The organism is Cellulomonas sp. P4_H12 (assembly GCF_056400905.1).
In genome coordinates this window covers 1-16,294 of record NZ_JBFUKJ010000050.1, presented here as the reverse complement: position 1 = coordinate 16,294, position 16,294 = coordinate 1, and the positions used below count along the sequence as shown (strand labels likewise).

17 protein-coding genes are annotated in these 16,294 nt (G+C 73.7%); 6 read left to right on the top strand and 11 right to left on the bottom strand.

The window, feature by feature from the left end:
- Positions 1 to 181 (bottom strand): hypothetical protein (locus AC1DQC_RS19205; RefSeq protein WP_477052832.1); only part of this gene is annotated, 181 nt, incomplete at its 3' end.
- Between the two features lie 178 nt (positions 182 to 359).
- Here AC1DQC_RS19205 and AC1DQC_RS19200 point away from each other — a divergent pair.
- On the top strand, positions 360 to 740 hold the full coding sequence (locus tag AC1DQC_RS19200; protein ID WP_477052831.1) for a DUF4870 domain-containing protein: 381 nt from the start codon (positions 360 to 362) through the stop codon (positions 738 to 740).
- A 3-nt stretch (positions 741 to 743) separates the two neighbouring features.
- Here AC1DQC_RS19200 and hemW read toward each other — a convergent pair whose 3' ends face one another.
- Both hemW and lepA read right to left on the bottom strand, forming a co-directional pair.
- Complete coding sequence (hemW, locus tag AC1DQC_RS19195; RefSeq protein WP_477052830.1) at positions 744 to 1,967, bottom strand: radical SAM family heme chaperone HemW; 1,224 nt, start codon at positions 1,965 to 1,967, stop codon at positions 744 to 746.
- Positions 1,964 to 3,844 carry a translation elongation factor 4 gene (lepA, locus tag AC1DQC_RS19190; protein WP_477052829.1) on the bottom strand — a complete coding sequence of 627 codons (1,881 nt, stop codon included), beginning with the start codon at positions 3,842 to 3,844 and terminating at the stop codon, positions 1,964 to 1,966. Before lepA ends, hemW begins: the two co-directional genes overlap by 4 nt.
- 106 nt (positions 3,845 to 3,950) lie before the next feature.
- Here lepA and AC1DQC_RS19185 point away from each other — a divergent pair, with 106 nt between their 5' ends.
- A complete protein-coding gene (locus AC1DQC_RS19185; protein ID WP_477052828.1) occupies positions 3,951 to 4,655 on the top strand; it encodes a maleylpyruvate isomerase family mycothiol-dependent enzyme in 705 nt (234 codons plus the stop codon).
- A gap of 3 nt (positions 4,656 to 4,658) precedes the next feature.
- On the opposite strand, the gene AC1DQC_RS19180 is transcribed toward AC1DQC_RS19185, so the two are convergent.
- Genes AC1DQC_RS19180 through AC1DQC_RS19170 form a run of 3 tightly spaced genes read right to left on the bottom strand, consistent with a single transcriptional unit; the run spans position 4,659 to position 8,060 of the window.
- Positions 4,659 to 5,498, bottom strand: a complete 840-nt coding sequence (locus AC1DQC_RS19180; protein WP_477052827.1) for a transglutaminase family protein — start codon at positions 5,496 to 5,498, stop codon at positions 4,659 to 4,661.
- Positions 5,499 to 5,547: 49 nt separating this feature from the next.
- Positions 5,548 to 6,477: an alpha-E domain-containing protein gene (locus AC1DQC_RS19175; RefSeq protein WP_477052826.1), complete on the bottom strand. Its 930-nt coding sequence runs from the start codon at positions 6,475 to 6,477 to the stop codon at positions 5,548 to 5,550.
- Positions 6,471 to 8,060: a circularly permuted type 2 ATP-grasp protein gene (locus AC1DQC_RS19170; protein ID WP_477052825.1), complete on the bottom strand. Its 1,590-nt coding sequence runs from the start codon at positions 8,058 to 8,060 to the stop codon at positions 6,471 to 6,473. Before AC1DQC_RS19170 ends, AC1DQC_RS19175 begins: the two co-directional genes overlap by 7 nt.
- A gap of 124 nt (positions 8,061 to 8,184) precedes the next feature.
- On the opposite strand from AC1DQC_RS19170, the gene AC1DQC_RS19165 reads away from it, so the two are divergent.
- Together AC1DQC_RS19165 and rpsT are read left to right on the top strand one after the other, a co-directional pair.
- A complete protein-coding gene (locus tag AC1DQC_RS19165; RefSeq protein WP_477052824.1) occupies positions 8,185 to 8,688 on the top strand; it encodes a type II toxin-antitoxin system PemK/MazF family toxin in 504 nt (167 codons plus the stop codon).
- Positions 8,689 to 8,871: 183 nt separating this feature from the next.
- Entirely contained in the window at positions 8,872 to 9,132 is a 261-nt protein-coding gene (rpsT, locus tag AC1DQC_RS19160; RefSeq protein WP_477052823.1) for a 30S ribosomal protein S20, read from the top strand.
- Positions 9,133 to 9,311: 179 nt separating this feature from the next.
- Here the strand turns inward: rpsT and AC1DQC_RS19155 are convergent, their stop codons facing one another.
- Both AC1DQC_RS19155 and AC1DQC_RS19150 read right to left on the bottom strand, forming a co-directional pair.
- Positions 9,312 to 10,634 (bottom strand): helix-turn-helix domain-containing protein, encoded by a 1,323-nt coding sequence (locus tag AC1DQC_RS19155; protein ID WP_477052822.1) that lies wholly within the window; start codon positions 10,632 to 10,634, stop codon positions 9,312 to 9,314.
- A gap of 90 nt (positions 10,635 to 10,724) precedes the next feature.
- Positions 10,725 to 10,868 carry a hypothetical protein gene (locus tag AC1DQC_RS19150; protein ID WP_477052821.1) on the bottom strand — a complete coding sequence of 48 codons (144 nt, stop codon included), beginning with the start codon at positions 10,866 to 10,868 and terminating at the stop codon, positions 10,725 to 10,727.
- A gap of 215 nt (positions 10,869 to 11,083) precedes the next feature.
- Between AC1DQC_RS19150 and AC1DQC_RS19145 the strand changes: the two genes are divergently transcribed.
- Positions 11,084 to 11,812: an EAL and HDOD domain-containing protein gene (locus AC1DQC_RS19145; protein WP_477052820.1), complete on the top strand. Its 729-nt coding sequence runs from the start codon at positions 11,084 to 11,086 to the stop codon at positions 11,810 to 11,812.
- A gap of 93 nt (positions 11,813 to 11,905) precedes the next feature.
- Positions 11,906 to 12,523, top strand: coding sequence for an EAL domain-containing protein (locus AC1DQC_RS19140; protein ID WP_477052819.1), 618 nt, complete (start codon positions 11,906 to 11,908; stop codon positions 12,521 to 12,523).
- 3 nt (positions 12,524 to 12,526) lie between these two features.
- Here the strand turns inward: AC1DQC_RS19140 and holA are convergent, their stop codons facing one another.
- Genes holA through AC1DQC_RS19125 form a run of 3 tightly spaced genes read right to left on the bottom strand, consistent with a single transcriptional unit; the run spans position 12,527 to position 15,772 of the window.
- A complete protein-coding gene (gene holA, locus AC1DQC_RS19135; RefSeq protein ID WP_477052818.1) occupies positions 12,527 to 13,534 on the bottom strand; it encodes a DNA polymerase III subunit delta in 1,008 nt (335 codons plus the stop codon).
- Positions 13,535 to 13,553: 19 nt separating this feature from the next.
- Complete coding sequence (locus AC1DQC_RS19130) at positions 13,554 to 15,206, bottom strand: ComEC/Rec2 family competence protein (protein ID WP_477052817.1); 1,653 nt, start codon at positions 15,204 to 15,206, stop codon at positions 13,554 to 13,556.
- Positions 15,203 to 15,772 carry a ComEA family DNA-binding protein gene (locus AC1DQC_RS19125; RefSeq protein WP_477052816.1) on the bottom strand — a complete coding sequence of 190 codons (570 nt, stop codon included), beginning with the start codon at positions 15,770 to 15,772 and terminating at the stop codon, positions 15,203 to 15,205. Before AC1DQC_RS19125 ends, AC1DQC_RS19130 begins: the two co-directional genes overlap by 4 nt.
- Positions 15,773 to 16,294: the final 522 nt, after the last annotated feature.

The window sequence follows — 16,294 nt, the reverse complement described above, 5'->3', positions numbered from 1 at the left end:
GGACCGGCGGGGCCGGCGGGACGGCGGGCTGGGTCGGCTCGGGAGCCGGCGGCACGGCGGCGGGTTCCTCCACGGGCTCCGGCGCGGCCGGCGGCTCGGCCGGTGCCGCAGGCACGACCGGTTCGGTCGGCTGTGCGGGGTCGTCGTCGCGCGGCGGGGTACCGCCGGGGTTCTCGCTCATGCGTGGCCTCCCTGGTCACAGGGCGAACGTCGCCCACTCGCCAGCGAACCGAAGGCGGCGGTGGCGTGTCAAGGAAGCGCGCTCGACCGGGCCCTCCCGACGCCGGGCGGGGCGACGACCCCGTCGGTAGGCTGCGCGGTGCCGTCACGACGACGGCCCGGACGAGGAGCGAGCCACGATGTCCTACGAGCACCCCCAGAGCCCGTCACCGCACGGCGCGGACCAGACGCGCTCGCTGGGCACGCTGGCGCACCTCGGCGGGATCCTCGCGTACTTCTGGGTCGGCTGGCTGGCGGCGCTGGTGATCTGGCTCGTCAACCGGGAGAAGGGCGCGGGCGCCGCAGCCGAGGCCCGCGTCGCGCTCAACTTCCAGCTCACCGTGCTGATCGGGCTGGTCATCTGCGCGATCGTGCGCGCGATCCCCGTGATCGGGGTCGTCGGCTGGCTCGGCTTCATCGCCCTCGGCATCATCAGCCTGGTCCTGAGCATCCTCGCGGCGCTCGCCGTCCAGCGTGGCGACTCCTACCGGTACCCGTTCAGCCTCGAGCTGGTGCGCTGACCGTCAACCGACGAGCGTCCGCACCACGGCGTCCGCGAGCAGCCGACCGCGGCGCGTCAGCACGATCCGCCGTCCACCGGTCGCGGCGCGCCCGTCGACCAGGCCGTCGGCGACGAGCCCGGCCACCGAGGGGCGCGCCTCCGCGGGGAGCTGGTCGAGGGGCAGTCCCGACGCCAGCCGCACGCCGAGCATCAGGCGCTCGAGCACGGCACCCTCGCCGGTGACCGTCTCGCGGCCCGCCGCTGGGCTGAGCCCGCGCTCGAGCCGGTCGGCGTACGCCCGGGGGTGCTTGACGTTCCACCACCGGACCCCGCCCACGTGGCTGTGCGCCCCGGGCCCGATCCCCCACCAGTCGTCACCGCGCCAGTAGCTGAGGTTGTGCCGGCACGCGTCCTGCGGCGTGCGGGCCCAGTTGCTGACCTCGTACCAGCCCAGCCCGGCGGCCTCGAACAGGTCGTCCGCCAGCTCGTACTTGGCGGCCTGGTCGTCTCCGTCGGGCAGCTCGAGCTCGCCGCGGCGCACCTGCACGGCCATGCGGGTCCCGGCCTCGACCACCAGCGCGTAGGCCGAGACGTGGTCGACGCCGGTCGCCAGCGCCGCCTCCACGCTGGTCCGCCAGTCGTCGAGCGACTCCCCCGGCGTGCCGTAGATGAGGTCGAGCGACACGGCGAGCCCGGCCTCGCGCGCCCAGCGCACCACGTCGGGGATCCGCCGCGGGTCGTGTGTGCGGTCCAGCGTCGCCAGCACGTGCGGCACCGCGGACTGCATGCCGAACGAGACACGCGTGAACCCGGCCTCGGCCAGCGCCGCCAGCGACTCGGGCGTCACCGAGTCGGGGTTCGCCTCCGTGGTCACCTCGACGTCGTCGGCAAGACCCCACGCGTCACGGACCCCACCGAGCATGCGGGCGAGATCCGGGACGGCCAGCACGGTCGGCGTCCCGCCCCCGACGAACACGGTGCTCACCGACCGCCGCGGGAGTTCGGCGAGGACCCCGGCGGCCAGCTCGATCTCCCGCAGGGCGGTGTCCGCGTAGGCGCTCTGGCTGGCGCCTCCACCGAGCTCGGTCGCCGTGTACGTGTTGAAGTCGCAGTACCCGCAGCGCACGGTGCAGAAGGGCACGTGCAGGTAGACCCCGAAGGCACGCTCGTCGGCACCCTCGCGGGCCGACGACGGCAGGGCGCCGTCGTCGGGGGCGACATCTCCCTCGGGGAGGGCCGGACTCACTTCTTCTTCGCGTCCTTGCCGCCGGCCGACCCGGCGGGCTCGCTCGAGAGAGCGGCGATGAAGGCCTCCTGCGGCACGTCGACCCGACCGATCGTCTTCATGCGCTTCTTGCCCTCCTTCTGCTTCTCGAGGAGCTTGCGCTTACGGGTGATGTCGCCGCCGTAGCACTTGGCCAGGACGTCCTTGCGGATGGCCCGGATGGTCTCGCGGGCGATGATCCGGGCGCCGATCGCGGCCTGGATGGGCACCTCGAACTGCTGGCGCGGGATGAGGTCCTTGAGCTTGGCCGTCATCATCACGCCGTACGCGTAGGCCTTGTCCTTGTGCACGATCGCGCTGAACGCGTCGACCGTCTCGCCCTGGAGCAGGATGTCGACCTTGACCAGGTCGGCCACCTGGTCGCCGATGCGCTCGTAGTCGAGGCTCGCGTACCCGCGGGTCCGGGACTTCAGCTGGTCGAAGAAGTCGAAGACGATCTCCGCCATCGGCAGGACGTAGCGCAGCTCGACGCGGTCCTCGGACAGGTAGTCCATGCCCTGCAGCTCGCCGCGCTTGGTCTGGCAGAGCTCCATGATCGCGCCGATGAACTCGCTGGGCGCCAGGATCGTGCCCTTGACCATCGGCTCGTGGACGTCGCCGATCTTCCCGCTGGGGAACTCGCTCGGGTTCGTCACCGTCACCACGGTCTTGTCCTCGAGGGTGACCTCGTAGACGACGTTCGGCGCGGTCGAGATCAGGTCGAGGTCGAACTCGCGCTCGAGCCGCTCGCGGATGATCTCGAGGTGCAGCAGGCCGAGGAAGCCGACGCGGAACCCGAAGCCGAGCGCGACGGACGTCTCCGGCTCGTAGTTCAGCGCGGCGTCGTTGAGCTTCAGCTTGTCGAGGGCGTCGCGCAGGATCGGGTAGTCGGTCCCGTCGATCGGGTACAGGCCCGAGAACACCATCGGCTTGGGGTCGGAGTACCCGCCCAGCGCCTCGGCTGCGGGCTTGCTCGCGTTGGTGACGGTGTCGCCGACCTTCGACTGGCGCACGTCCTTCACGCCGGTGATCAGGTACCCGACCTCGCCGACGCCGAGTCCCTTGGTGGGGACGGGCTCCGGGGAGATGACGCCGATCTCGAGCAGCTCGTGCGTCGCGCGCGTCGACATCATGACGATCTTCTCGCGCGGGTTGAGGTTGCCGTCGATCACGCGGACGTAGGTGACGACGCCGCGGTAGGTGTCGTAGACGGAGTCGAAGATCATCGCTCGGGCGGGTGCGTCGGCGTCCCCGGTGGGCGACGGCACGAGCTCGACGATGCGGTCGAGCAGCTCCACGACGCCCTCGCCGGTCTTGCCCGACACCCGCAGGCAGTCCTCGGGCTCGCCACCGATGAGCTTGGCCAGCTCCTCCGCGTACTTCTCGGGCTGCGCGGCCGGCAGGTCGATCTTGTTGAGCACCGGGATGATCGTCAGGTCGTTCTCGAGCGCCAGGTACAGGTTGGCCAGCGTCTGCGCCTCGATGCCCTGCGCGGCGTCGACGAGCAGCACGGCGCCCTCGCACGCGGCCAGCGAGCGCGAGACCTCGTACGTGAAGTCGACGTGGCCGGGCGTGTCGATCATGTTGAGGGCATAGGCCTCGTCGCCGACGCCCCACGGCATCCGCACGGCCTGCGACTTGATGGTGATCCCGCGCTCGCGCTCGATGTCCATCCGGTCCAGGTACTGCGCACGCATCGCCCGCGAGTCGACGACGCCGGTGAGCTGCAGCATGCGGTCGGCCAGCGTCGACTTGCCGTGGTCGATGTGCGCGATGATGCAGAAGTTGCGCAGCAGGTCGGGCGTGGTCGCCGCGGGATGGATGCGCGACGCCGCGGCTGCACTCGGGATCGGGGACAAGCGGACTGCTCCTGGCGCTGGAGTCGGGTGCGCGATGGCGCCTTCCCGACGAACGGTGACCGTGGCCAGCCTGTCGGCTGTCAGTGGTCGGTCCCACCATGGTCCCATGACGGCAGGCCGAGTTCTCACCCCGCTCGACACGTTGGGCGAGCTCCAGGACCAGTTCCTCACGACGATCCCCCGGGTGGACCCGACCACCCGCGTCCCCTGGTGCGGGCGCTGGCGCGTGCGCGACCTCGTCGTCCACCTGGCCCGCATCCACCACTGGGCGGCCGGCCAGGCGAGCCGGACACCGGAGACACCGCTCGGCCGCGGACCGTTCGTGCTCGAGGACCTCTACGCCTCGTGCGCGGCCGAGCTGCGCGAGACCCTCGCGGCACTCGGGCCCGACGCCCGGGCGTGGACGCTCGTCGGCGACGGCCCCGCGTCGTTCTGGCACCGCCGACAGACCCACGAGACGCTCGTGCACCTGTGGGACCTGCGCACCGCCGGCGGCCTGGAGCTCGCGGTCGACCCGGCGCTCTGGGCGGACACGGTCGACGAGGTCGTCACGGTGATGCAGCCGCGGCAGGAGCGGATGGGCCGGATGGAGCCGCTCGACGCTCCTCTCGAGCTGGTCGCGGACGACGCCGGGCGCAGCTGGCTCCTCGGCGCTCCCACCGTCCGGGAGCCGTCGGTGACCGTCACTGGACCGGCGGACGCGCTGGGCCTGCTGCTCTGGGGTCGGACCACGCCCGACGACGCGCGCCTGCGCGTGTCCGGGGATGCTGCGGCGCTGGCCGACGCGCTCGGCCGGCGCCTGACCCCCTGACGCTCACGCCTCGCGCGTGATCCGCACCTGCACCTCGGCGTCCTGCGTCCCGGCGCCCGCGTAGATCCCGCGCAGCGGGGGCACGTCGTCGTACGAGCGCCCGCGCGCGAGCACGACGTGGTGGTCGCCCGCGATCACGCGGTTGGTCGCGTCGTACGCGAACCACTCGCCCACCCACCACTCGACCCACGCGTGCGAGTCGCCCAGCACCGTGCTGCCCAGCTCTGCCTCCGAGTCGGGGTGCAGGTAGCCCGAGACGTACCGGGCGGGGATGCCGATCGAGCGCAGCGCGCCCGTGACCAGGTGCGCGATGTCCTGGCAGACGCCCGCCCGCGCGATCCACGCCTCCGACGCCGGCGTGTGCACCGTCGTGACGCCCGGGATGTACTCCATCTCGTCGCGCAGGGCCGCGGCCACCGCGAGCGCCGCCGCCGCAGGCTCGAGGCCGGCAGCGACCCGACGGGCCAGCTCCACCACGTCCTCCGGCGGCGCGGTCGTCGGCGTGTCGGTGAGGAACTCCGCCAGCCGGTCGCGCAGCTCCGCGCCGCGCAGGGTGTCCCAGCCGGCTGGCGACCGTAGCGGCCCCCGGTCCGCCACCTCGACCAGGTGCTCCGCGGTCACCACCATCGACTCGTGCGGCGTGAGCACCTCGAACGCCGTGACCGCCGTCCCCCAGTAGTCGCGGTACTCGTGCCAGCCGGTGTGCGGCTGCACGTCGAGCCGCGTCTCCAGCACCGTCTGCCCGTGCTGGGAGATCGGTGTCATGCGCGCCTCGTTGTACGACGCCAGCACGGCGCTGCCGTACCGGAACGTCGACGTGTGCACGACCCGCAGCCTGCTCACAGTGCCTCCTCGTTCGCCCGCCTGCGGGCGACCCCGCCTTCCGGCGCGCTCACAGTGCCTCCCCCACCCAGTTCGTCGCGGACCCGCTCGGGAAGTACCGGCCGCGGATCGCGTCGGAGGCGGCCGAGCACGCGCGCTGCACCCGCTCCATCTCCTTCGGCAGCTTGTCGAGCACCTCGATCAGCGGGCGGTACTCGAGGTTCGTGCGCACGTACCCGATGTGCCGGCGGGCGTCGTCGACGGCCGCCCGGTCCGACGTGCCCTCCAGCGCCGCCAGGCAGGTCTCCGCCTGGTTCAGCGCGAACACGATCGAGCGGGGGAACAGCTGGTCCGTCAGCAGGAACCCGGCGGCGCGCTCGTCGGACGCGGCGCCGCGGTACATGCGCAGGAACGCCTCGTGCGCGCCGCACGACCGCAGCAGCGTGGTCCAGCTGGGACCGGCCGACCCGGCGAGCGCCCGCGTGGTCAGCAGTCGCGCGGTCATGTCGGCCCGCTCGATCGACCGGCCCAGCACCATGAAGTTCCACGTGTCGTCGCGCGACGTCGCCGAGTCGGTGATGCCCGCGACGTTCGCGGCGCGCTCCCGGACCCAGGTGAAGTAGTCGTGCGGGCGCGCGGGCCGCATGTGCGACGGCAGCTGGTTCCAGGTCGCGTTGAGGCTCTCCCAGAGCTCGGTCGAGATGGTCTCGCGGGCCCGGCGGGCGTTCTCCCGCGCCGACACCAGAGAGCCCGCGATCGAGGACGGCGCGAAGCGGTCGTAGGCGAGCATGTCGAGCACGTACTCGCGGCCCACCTCCACGTGCGCGGGCGGCGCCGCCCGGTCCATGACCGAGAGCAGCGACCGGCAGGCGAGGTCCTCCTCCGCCCACGGGTCCTCGAGCAGGATCTGCACGTGCACGTCGAGCAGGCGAGCGGTGTCGTCGGCGCGCTCGACGTAGCGGCCGATCCAGAACAGCGACTCCGCGATGCGGCTCAGCACGAGGCACCTCCGGCGGGGAACGAGCGACCCTGCTGCTGCTGCATCACCTGGGCGCGGACGTCGTTGGGGTTGGAGTCGATGGGCACGGCGGCGTCCTGCGGGACGGCCTGCGGACTGTCGGACTCGTGCCGGACCGCTCGGCGCGGCACGGCCCCGCCGAGCACCCACGTGTCCTTGGACCCGCCGCCCTGCGACGAGTTGACCACGAGCTCGCCCTCGGGGAGCGCCACGCGGGTCAGGCCGCCGGGCAGCACGAAGACCGAGTCGCCGTCGTTGACGGCGAACGGGCGCAGGTCGGTGTGCCGGGGGCGCAGCTCGTCGTCGATGAGCGTGGGCAGGGTCGACAGCTGGACGACCGGCTGGGCGATCCAGCCGCGCGGGTCCTCGCGCAGCCGGACCTCGAGGGCGGCCAGCTCGGCCTTCGTGGCCTTCGGTCCGACGACGAGGCCCTTGCCGCCCGAGCCGTCGACCGGCTTGACCACCAGCTCGTCGAGGCGGTCGAGCACCTCCTCGAGGGCGTCCGGCTCCTCGAGCCGCCAGGTGTCGACGTTGCTGAGGATGGGCTGCTCGCTCAGGTAGTACCGGATGAGGTCGGGCACGTAGGTGTAGACGAGCTTGTCGTCGGCGACGCCGTTGCCGACCGCGTTCGCGATCGTCACCGTGCCGTTGCGCGCGCAGGTCATGAGCCCGGGGCTGCCGAGGAACGAGTCGTTCCGGAAGACGACCGGGTCGAGGTAGTCGTCGTCCACCCGGCGGTAGATGACGTCGACCCGGCGCCGCCCCTGGGTGGTGCGCATCCACACGCGCCCGCCCGCGCAGAACAGGTCGCGACCCTCGACCAGCTCGACGCCCATCATCCGCGCGAGCAGCGTGTGCTCGTAGTAGGCGCTGTTGAAGACGCCCGGGGTGAGCACCACGACCGTCGGCTCGTCGACACCCGACGGCGCGGCGGCCGTCAGCGCGGCGAGCAGCCGGCGCGGGTAGTCGGCCACCGGGCGGATGCGCAGCGCCGCGAACAGCTCGGGGAACGTCTGCGCCATCGCCCGGCGGTTGGAGAGCACGTAGCTCACGCCGCTGGGCACGCGCACGTTGTCCTCGAGCACCCGCCACCCGGCCAGGCTGTCCCGGACGAGGTCGATGCCGGACACGTGCACCCGGACGCCGTTCGGCGGGTTGATGCCCCGCGCCGCACGCAGGAAGTTCGTCGACGAGACGACGACGCTGCGCGGGATGACCCCGTCGGCGATGGCGCGCTGCGGGCCGTACACGTCGGCCAGGAACGCCTCGAGGGCACGGACCCGTTGGGCGACGCCGGGCGCCACGTGCTCCCACTCGTCCCCGGCGAGCACCCGGGGCACGACGTCCAGCGGGAACGGCCGCTCCTCGCCCGCGAAGTCGAAGGTGACGCCCTGCGCGAGGTAGGACCGGGCGAGCGTCTCGGCGCGAGCCTTGAGCTCACCGGCGCTCAGCTGAGCGAGCGCGCGGTGCAGCCCCTTGTAGGCCGCCAGCGACCCGCCGCCGTCGGGATCGATCATCTCGTCCCACGCCGGGCCGGTCGGGTAGTCGTCGAACAGGTCCGCCATGATCGGGACAGTATCTGCCCGGTGATAACGCCGCGTTACGGAGGGGTCGTCGGCGGGTCCGTGCCCGGCCGCCGCCCCGAGAGGTTCCTCACCTGGGCCGACGTGCACCGGTACGGTCAGCCCCGTGAGCACGACCTCGGGCTGGGCCCGCCTCCGTCGATCGATCCGCGGTGCCGTCGCGCGGCTCACCGGGTCGCCGGGCGCACCGCCGCCGACGCACGCCACCCTCCCCGACCACCGCGGGACCGTGCGGCTCGAGTACGCCCCGCGCCGCGACGGTGACGCCGACCCCGGAGAGATCGTCTGGGGGTGGGTGCCGTTCGAGGACGATCCCAGCCGGGGCAAGGATCGCCCGGTGCTGGTCATCGGCCGCGACGGCCCGAACGTGCTCGGCCTCATGCTCACGAGCAAGGACCACTCCCGGGACGCGGCTCTCGAGGCGCGGCGCGGGCGCGTCTGGATGGACATCGGCTCCGGGCCGTGGGACGCGCAGCGACGACCGAGCGAGGTCCGCCTGGACCGGGTCCTGCGCCTGCCCCCGGCGGCGTTCCGCCGCGAGGGAGCCGTCGTGGACCGCGCCCTGTTCGACCGGGTGGCGTCTGCGCTCCGCGAGGCGCACGGCTGGTGAGCCCGGTCACGGGGTTCGGCGTCAGGCCTCCTGCCTGCTAACATGGTGATTCGCGTGTCCGCCCGGGTCGGCGGGCACAAGCCCAGTTCCTCTCCGCGGGTATCCCCACGCCCATGTCCCGGAGCTGTGCGCGCCCTCTAGACCTGTCAGATCGCTTCGGCGAACGCACAAGAGAGTCCACACGTGGCCAACATCAAGTCCCAGATCAAGCGCATCACCACCAACGAGAAGGCGCGCCTGCGCAACAAGTCGGTGAAGTCCGAGCTCAAGACGCACATCCGTCGCGTCCGTGAGGCCGTCGCCGGTGGCGACAAGGACGCCGCGTCGGTCGCCCTCATCGAGGCGTCGCGCAAGCTCGACAAGGCCGTCTCCAAGGGCGTCATCCACGAGAACCAGGCCGCCAACAAGAAGTCGGCGCTGGCGAAGTCGGTCTCCGCGCTCTGAGCCGTCCCTGAGCTGGTCGCGGTTCGTCGCGACCGCCAGGTGGTTCGACATCGAAGGCGTCGCCCCGCTCGGGGTGACGCCTTCGGCGCGTGCGGCTGCGGCGACGCCGAGCCGGTCGCGCACACAGAGAAGGCGTCACCCCCCCTGCGGGGTGACGCCTTCACTGCTGTCCGGCCCGATCAGGTGAGCGACCACGTCTCCCAAGCGCTCAGCGGGATCGTCGGTCGGAAGCCCGCCTCACGCAGCGCCCGGTCGTAGGCCTGCGCCGCCGCCGCGCTGTCGCCGTGCATCGCGTACCGGTCGCCCAGGTCACGCCACGCGGACGCGGACTGCCGGGACGCGGACATCATGCCGAGCAGGTCGGCGGCCGACTCGTACGCCTGGGCCGAGCCCGTGGTGTCGCCGCGCGCGTGGAGCGCGTCGCCGCGCGACACCTGCGCGAATGCCGTCTCCAGCCGGGGCGGGTCGCCCAGGCGCTCGAGGGCCGCGTTGGCGAACCGCTCGGCCGCATCGATGTCGCCGAGCAGCAGGTACGCGCGCGAGCTCTCGACGTCGACGCGCGACAGGTCGAGCTCGGAGCCGATGACCGCCAGGTCCGGTGCCGCACGCTCGATCTGGTCGAGCGCCGCCCGGGGGTCGACGGGGTCGGACCGCAGCAGCAGCCACGCGTAGTTCAGGCGCAGTCGCGGCAGGTCGCGGTCCGCCTCCCCCTCGGACAGCAGCGCGAGCGCGCGCTCCGTGTACCGCTGCGCGAGCTCGTAGTCGCGGCGCTGCTCCGCAACCAGTGCGGCGTTCCAGTAGACGCTGCCTCGACCACGCGGGGTGCCGAGCGACTCGGCGAGCCGGACCAGCTCCGCCGCCCGGTGGGTGGCGTAGAGCAGGTCGCCGCGCTCGACGTAGGCCCACAGCACGGTCGACGCGAGGCGCAGGTGCTCGTCGGTGCCGGTGAGGTCCGCCGACTCGAGCTCCGCCAGCGTCCGTTCGCCGACCTCCACGCTGCGGTGCAGGTCGCCGGCCTCGAGGTACGAGGCGACGAGGGCGTTGGCCAGCTTGGCGGACTCGACGTGGTGCGTCCGCGCCCGGGAGTCCGCCAGCAGCGGCTCGAGGATGGCGACCGATCCCTCGAGGTCGCCCATGACCTCGAACGCGTGCGCCAACGTGGTCAGGGCGTCCACGCGGACCGACGGCGAGACGATCTCAAGATCGAGCGCCTCCAGCCGTCGACGAGCCCCGGCAGCGTCGCCCTGGGTCATGTCGAGCTTGGCGTAGTCGATCTCGAGACGGGTCCGGGCCTCGTTCGGACCGTCCTCGCCGTGCTTCAGATATTCGAGGGTCGTGCCCAGGCGGGTGGCCAGCACGGCGAGCGCGGAGTCGGTCGGTTCCCGATGACCCGCCTCGATCAGAGAGATGTAGCTGGGTGAGAAGGCAGACCCCGCGAGCGCGGTCTGAGACAACCCAGCAGCAAGCCGGGCCTCGCGTACCCGGTCAGCAATCGTGGTCATGGGCAGTCATTGTATGTGTGACGTCCCCCGGATGCACCACCCCCCGCAGAGGCGGCATGTCTGTGCCCCTGCTGTGCATCGCGAGACATCTCAGTCGATGGTCCGGCAGCAGCCGCTGGCGCCACCAGTGGTCGGGCTCTGCCCCGCGCCGTCCGCGATGGCGGCACCGGGCGACAGCGCCAGGGAGCCGAGAACGGCAAGGACGACGAGCGTGGACTTGAACGGTCGGGACATGGTTCGTGCTCCTTGGTGGGTGTTCGGGCGATCCGGGGTGGTGCCCATGATGACGTGTGACGGGCGTGACGTCTCCTGTAACCGGTCGGTCCGCCCCTGAACGGGTGAATGTTCTGCTCTCGACGGGCCCGTGAACAGGGGTCGGGATGACGGGTCCATAATTCCACCCGCACCGCGGCGGTTCACAGCGCCGAAGTTGTGATGTCATAGATGCCATGACACCGGACGACGCCGACGGGCGGCTCGCATATCTCGCAGCCGCGGTGGAGGACGCCATCCCACCTGCCCTCCGGCAGGAGTGGGCGCAGCGGATCTCGCACGAGCCCGTCCTGGTTGCCCGGCAGGGAATCTTCTCCGAGCACGGCCGCCCGTTCGCCTACCAGCTGTCGTTCCGCTCGCCGGACCAGCACACCGCAACAGCCGTGTCATGGAACTCCTACCAGCACGAGCGGGCCACCGCCCACGTCCTCGGCGCGACGTTCGGCCGCGCGGACCTCGAGCACGTCGCCCACGGCCGGCTGCTGTTCGTCCGCTGCCCGCGCGCCTATCTGGTCGGCGACCTGCCCATCCCCCGCCGCCCGGACCGCCTCGTCATCGAGATCAACGACGCCGTGACCGTCGACGCGGCGGTGATCTCGGGCATCCGACGCCTGCGCGAGGAGGGCTTCCGGATCGCCGTCCCGGCGTTCGTGAGCAGCCCGAACCAGCGGCGCCTCCTGCCGCACGCCGACTTCGTCAAGATCGACGTCCGGGACCTGGACGTCGAGGGATCCCCCGTCGTGCACCTCGCCCGGTCGTACGGCGCGCTCCTCGTCGCGGAGTACGTCGAGAGCGCGGACACCCTGCGGCACGCGCGGGACCTCGGCTTCACCCTGTTCCAGGGCAACCTCCTCGAGCGGGCCGGCGTGCTCGACCGTGCCGGCGCGCGCCGCGTCAGCCTGTAGCTCGCCTCGCGGGTCGGCCGGTCACACCCGGTTGGCCCGATCGGGTGAACGGCGTCATAGAAGCGATCCACCTGACTCTCATCCGGTGTGACCGTGCCCGCCGTCTCCCCCGCCGTACCCGCCCGGCTCCCCATCGCGCGCCAGCCCATCTGGACCGTCGGCGGCCGGCTCTACGGCAACGAGTTCCTCTACCGGTCGCGGGACGGGCTCCCGGCGCAGGTCGACCGCTGGGGCTCGGACCGCCAGGACGTCGCCACGGCGTCGGTGCTCGAGGTCCTCTTCGGCGACGGCCCCCCGGCCAGCAGCACCTTCGCCTTCGTCAACATCACCCGGTCGTTCCTCGTCGACGACCGCCCGTTGCCCGCCCATGCCGGTCGCCTCGTGCTGGAGATCGTCGAGTCGGTCCAGGCCGACGACGCGGTGCTCGCCGGGCTCGAGCGACTTCGCTCCCGCGGTTACCGGATCGCGATCGACGACTTCGCCGCCGAGCCCGACCAGGTCGCGATGATGCCCTGGGCCGACTACGTGAAGGTCGACTGCCGCGACGTGCAGCGGCTCGGCGAGGGCCTCGTGCACCTCGCGCGCCAGCACGGTGCGACGCTCATCGCGGAGCGGGTCTCGGACGCGGCGCTCGTCGCGGAGTGCCGCACCCTGGGTTTCGACCTCCTGCAGGGCGACGAGCTCGGTCCGGCCGTCACGCTCAGCGCGTGACCGTCAGGACCCGACCGCGCCCGCCACGCGCAGGACGGCCCGTTCCACCGCGAACTGCGCGTCGCGCCCCTCGCCCTTGACCTCGGCGTCGGCCTGCGCCACCGCCGCGATCGCGCTCGCGAGCCCCTCGGGCGTCCAGCGCCGCAGGTCGGACATCGCACGGTCCGTCTGCCACGGGGCGAGGCCGAGGTCGCGCACGGCACCGGCCCCCCGACCGCGCACCGCGGCAACCTTCGCGAGCACCCTCAACTTGGCAGCCAGGGCGGCGACGACCGGGACCGGGTCCACGCCCGTCGCCAGCGCGTGCCGCAGCAGCGCCACGGCCTGACCCGCCTGACCTGCCACGGCGGCGTCCGCGACGCGGAAACCGGTCGCCTCGATCCGACCGCCGTAGTACCGCTCGACTGCCTCGGGGCCGATGAGCCCGGTCGTGTCGGCGACGAGCTGCGCGCATGACGCCGCGAGCTCGCGCAGGTCGCTGCCGACCGCGTCGACGAGGGCCCGCACGGCCTGCGCGTCGGCCCGGCGGCCCGCCCGGCGCAGCTCCGCGGTGACGAAGGCGCTCTTGTCGCCGTCCGACTTGATGGCGTCGCACGCCACGGTGGGGACGCCCAGCGAGCGCAGCGTGTCGAGCAGCTTCTTGCCGCGCTGGCCCCCGCCGTGCCGGAGCACGAGCACGACGTCCGCGGGTGGGGCGGCGACGTAGTCGGTCACGTCGCTGAGCAGGTCGTCCGCCGCACGCTCCAGGCCGTCGACCACGACCACCTTGTCCTCGGCGAACAGGCTCGGGCTGGTGACCACGCCGAGGGTGCCGACCGCGTAGTCGCCGGCGTCCAGGCGCGTCACCTCGACCCCGGCGTCCGCCGCTCGCGCGAGCGCCACGACCCGGTCGACGGCGCGGTCCGCGAGCAGCCCCTCCGACCCGCTGACGAGCAGGACGGGGGCGAGCTCGACGGCTTCCCACGAGATGCCCGCGGTGCGGGCGGCGGGACGGCGGGAGGCGGGAGGCACGGGCTCAGCCTGCCAGACGTCACCGACGTCGCGACGCGGCGCCGTGGACCACGACCAGGCGCAGCACACACGCGCCGGCAACCGTGAGGACCACGACGCCGGCCCACCCCGGCAGCCACGCCACCTGCGCGCCCGGCGCCCCGGCGGCCGTGCGCGCGACGGCACCGATCCACCAACAGGCCGCTCCTGAGCCCAGCGCGAGGACGTGCGCACCGGCACCCCACCAGCCCGCCGTGCCGGCCGCCGCAAGCCCGAGCACCGTGGCCGGCGCCAGGGCAGGGGCCACCAGCACGTTCGCCGGGACGGCATAGAGCGCCACCGTGGGCGTCGCCGCCAGGATGGCCGGTGCGCACACCAGCTGCGCGGCCACGGGCAGGGCGAGAGCGGTCGCCAGCGGGCGCCCGCACGTGGGCGACCAGCGGTCCACCAGAGGTCCGCCGACCAGCACGAGGCCCGCGGTGGCGAGCACGGAGAGCACGAACCCGAGCTCCGCGGCCAGCCACGGATCGGCGACGAGGAGCAGCACGACGGTCGCGGACAACGCCGCCGGCGCGCGGTGCGGGCGCCCGACCAGCACTCCCAGCACGGCGACGAGGCCCATGACCGCTGCCCGCAGCACGCTCGGCGAGGGGTGCACGAGCAGGACCATGCCCGCCATCGCGGCGACCGTGACGGCGGCGCGACCGGTGCGAGGCAGACCGACCGCCGACGCGAGGGCGAGCACCAGCGCGGCGACCAGGGAGAAGTGGGCACCGGACACGGCGGTCACGTGCGTGAGGCCCGCCGCCCGCATCGCGGCCGCGAGGTCCTCGGGGACCGCCCGCGTGTCCCCCACGCTGACTCCCGGCAGCAGCGCGCCCGCGTCACCCGGGAGCGTCCCGGCGAGCGAGCGGACGCCGTCGCGAAGGCTCGAGGCGGACGCCTGCCACGGCGGCGGTGGCGCGGCGACTCCGGGCGCGCCGCCGGTCAGCAGCACCGCCACGACCCGACCGCCGGGCCGGCCCGGCCGCAGGCTGCCCGTCGCCGAGACCCGGGCCCCGTACGGCACACCGGCCCAGCTCGCCGGTCCGAGCACCAGCACACGACCGGTCGCACCCGACGACCGTCCGCCGGCAGAGACGGCGTCTGCCGACACCACGCACCGGACCCGCTCCGGGGCGCCCGGCCAGGCCGGCGGCACGACGGTCGGCTCCTCGACCACGGTCCCCTCGACCTGACCCACCTGCTCGTGCCGCGCGAGCTCGGGCAGCATGCCGTGGGCGCGCGCGGAGGTCTGGCTCGCGCCGGCGCACAGCACCACCGCTCCCGCGGCGAGCGCCAGGCAGAGCGCGGGCAGGGCGACGGCCGTCCTGCGCCGCCCGCCCGAGCCGCGGCCAGCACCCGGCCGGGCGGCGAATGCCAGCCCCGCGACGACCAGCAMCAGCGTCGCGAGGCCGCCGGTGAGTGCCGCCGCCGGCGACAGGCGCACGACCGCGAGCGCCGCCAGCCACGCGAGCACCGCCGCCGGGAGCAGCCGGACGTCGACGGTGAGCGGCGGGTCGCTGTCGTCGTCGTCCGGGCCGGGGGTGGGCGGTGCTACCCGCTCGGCGTCGACCGGTGAGAGCGCCTGCGGGCCGGGGTCGGCTGGTCCGCCCGGCTCGGGGTCGACCTGGGCGGGGCGCTGCCCGGTCATACGCGGACCAGATCGCGGAGGCGGTCGAGCAACGTCGGGCCGATGCCGGCGACGTCCGCCAGCTCGTCGACGCTCGAGAACGGGCCCTCGTCCCGGTGCGCCACGATCCGGCCCGCCAGCACCGGGCCGATCCCCGGCAAGGCGTCGAGCGCGGCGGCGTCCGCGGTGTTGAGATCGACGCGGTCGTCGCCGCCGGCCGCCGTCGCCGCAGGTCCCGCGAGCGGCTGGTCCGCCGGCGTGGGCACGACGATCTGCTCGCCGTCGACGAGCACCCGCGCGAGGTTCAGCGCGCCGAGCTGGGCGTCCGAGGTGGCACCTCCCGCGGCGGCCAGCGCGTCGACCACGCGGGACCCGGTCGGGAGCCGCACCACACCGGGCGCCGACACGGCGCCGGCCACGTCCACGACGACCTCGCCCGTCGGGGCCGACGGTGCAGGGGTGCCGCTCGGCGCCGGCTCGGGCAGGGCCACCGCAGGCCCGGGGGTCACCGAGACGGCACGCAGAGCGATCCCGCCGCCCACCAGCAGCAGCACCGAGGCGGCCGCCGCTGCCAGACGCCACGACACGGTCCAGCGCGCCCGGCGGCGTTTACGCGGCTGGGGGCTGACGGGATCGCCGTGGGCCGTGACGTAGGCCGCGGCGGCCGAGTCCCACGCGCTAGTGGTGCGCGGCGTGCCGGCGCTGGGTGGCGCGGCGCGCGGCGGCGCCGAGTCCGCCGGGCCGTCGGTCCGTGGCAGCGCCGGGAGCGGTACCGGCGCGGCGACTGAGGGCGTTGGCTTCCATGCGGGTGCGGCGTGCGGCGGCGTCTGGGCCGAGGCGGACGGCGAGGGTCGAACCGACGCCGCCGGAGGGATCCGCAGGGGGACGGCCGGGGTCGAGGTGGCAGAGATGTCGGGCGTGGGAGTCCAGCCCGCAGCTGACGGAGCCTGGGTCTCGGCCGTGTGGACCGGCGGGGCGGACGGGAACGGCGGGGCGGGCGCGGACGGCCGGGCGGGCGCCGGCGCTGGGGCCGGCAGGAACGGCGGGACGGATGCTAGGGCGGGCGCCGGCGCTGGGGCCGGCGGGGACGGCGGGACGGATGGCAGGGC

Bases quoted from the DNA above. Each gene is read 5' to 3' on its own strand.
- AC1DQC_RS19200 (WP_477052831.1), top strand. From the start codon at position 360: ATGTCCTACGAGCACCCCCAGAGCCCGTCACCGCACGGCGCGGACCAG.
- AC1DQC_RS19185 (WP_477052828.1), top strand. From the start codon at position 3,951: ATGACGGCAGGCCGAGTTCTCACCCCGCTCGACACGTTGGGCGAGCTC.
- AC1DQC_RS19170 (WP_477052825.1), bottom strand. From the start codon at position 8,060: ATGGCGGACCTGTTCGACGACTACCCGACCGGCCCGGCGTGGGACGAG.
- AC1DQC_RS19155 (WP_477052822.1), bottom strand. From the start codon at position 10,634: ATGACCACGATTGCTGACCGGGTACGCGAGGCCCGGCTTGCTGCTGGG.
- AC1DQC_RS19150 (WP_477052821.1), bottom strand. From the start codon at position 10,868: ATGTCCCGACCGTTCAAGTCCACGCTCGTCGTCCTTGCCGTTCTCGGC.
- AC1DQC_RS19145 (WP_477052820.1), top strand. From the start codon at position 11,084: ATGACACCGGACGACGCCGACGGGCGGCTCGCATATCTCGCAGCCGCG.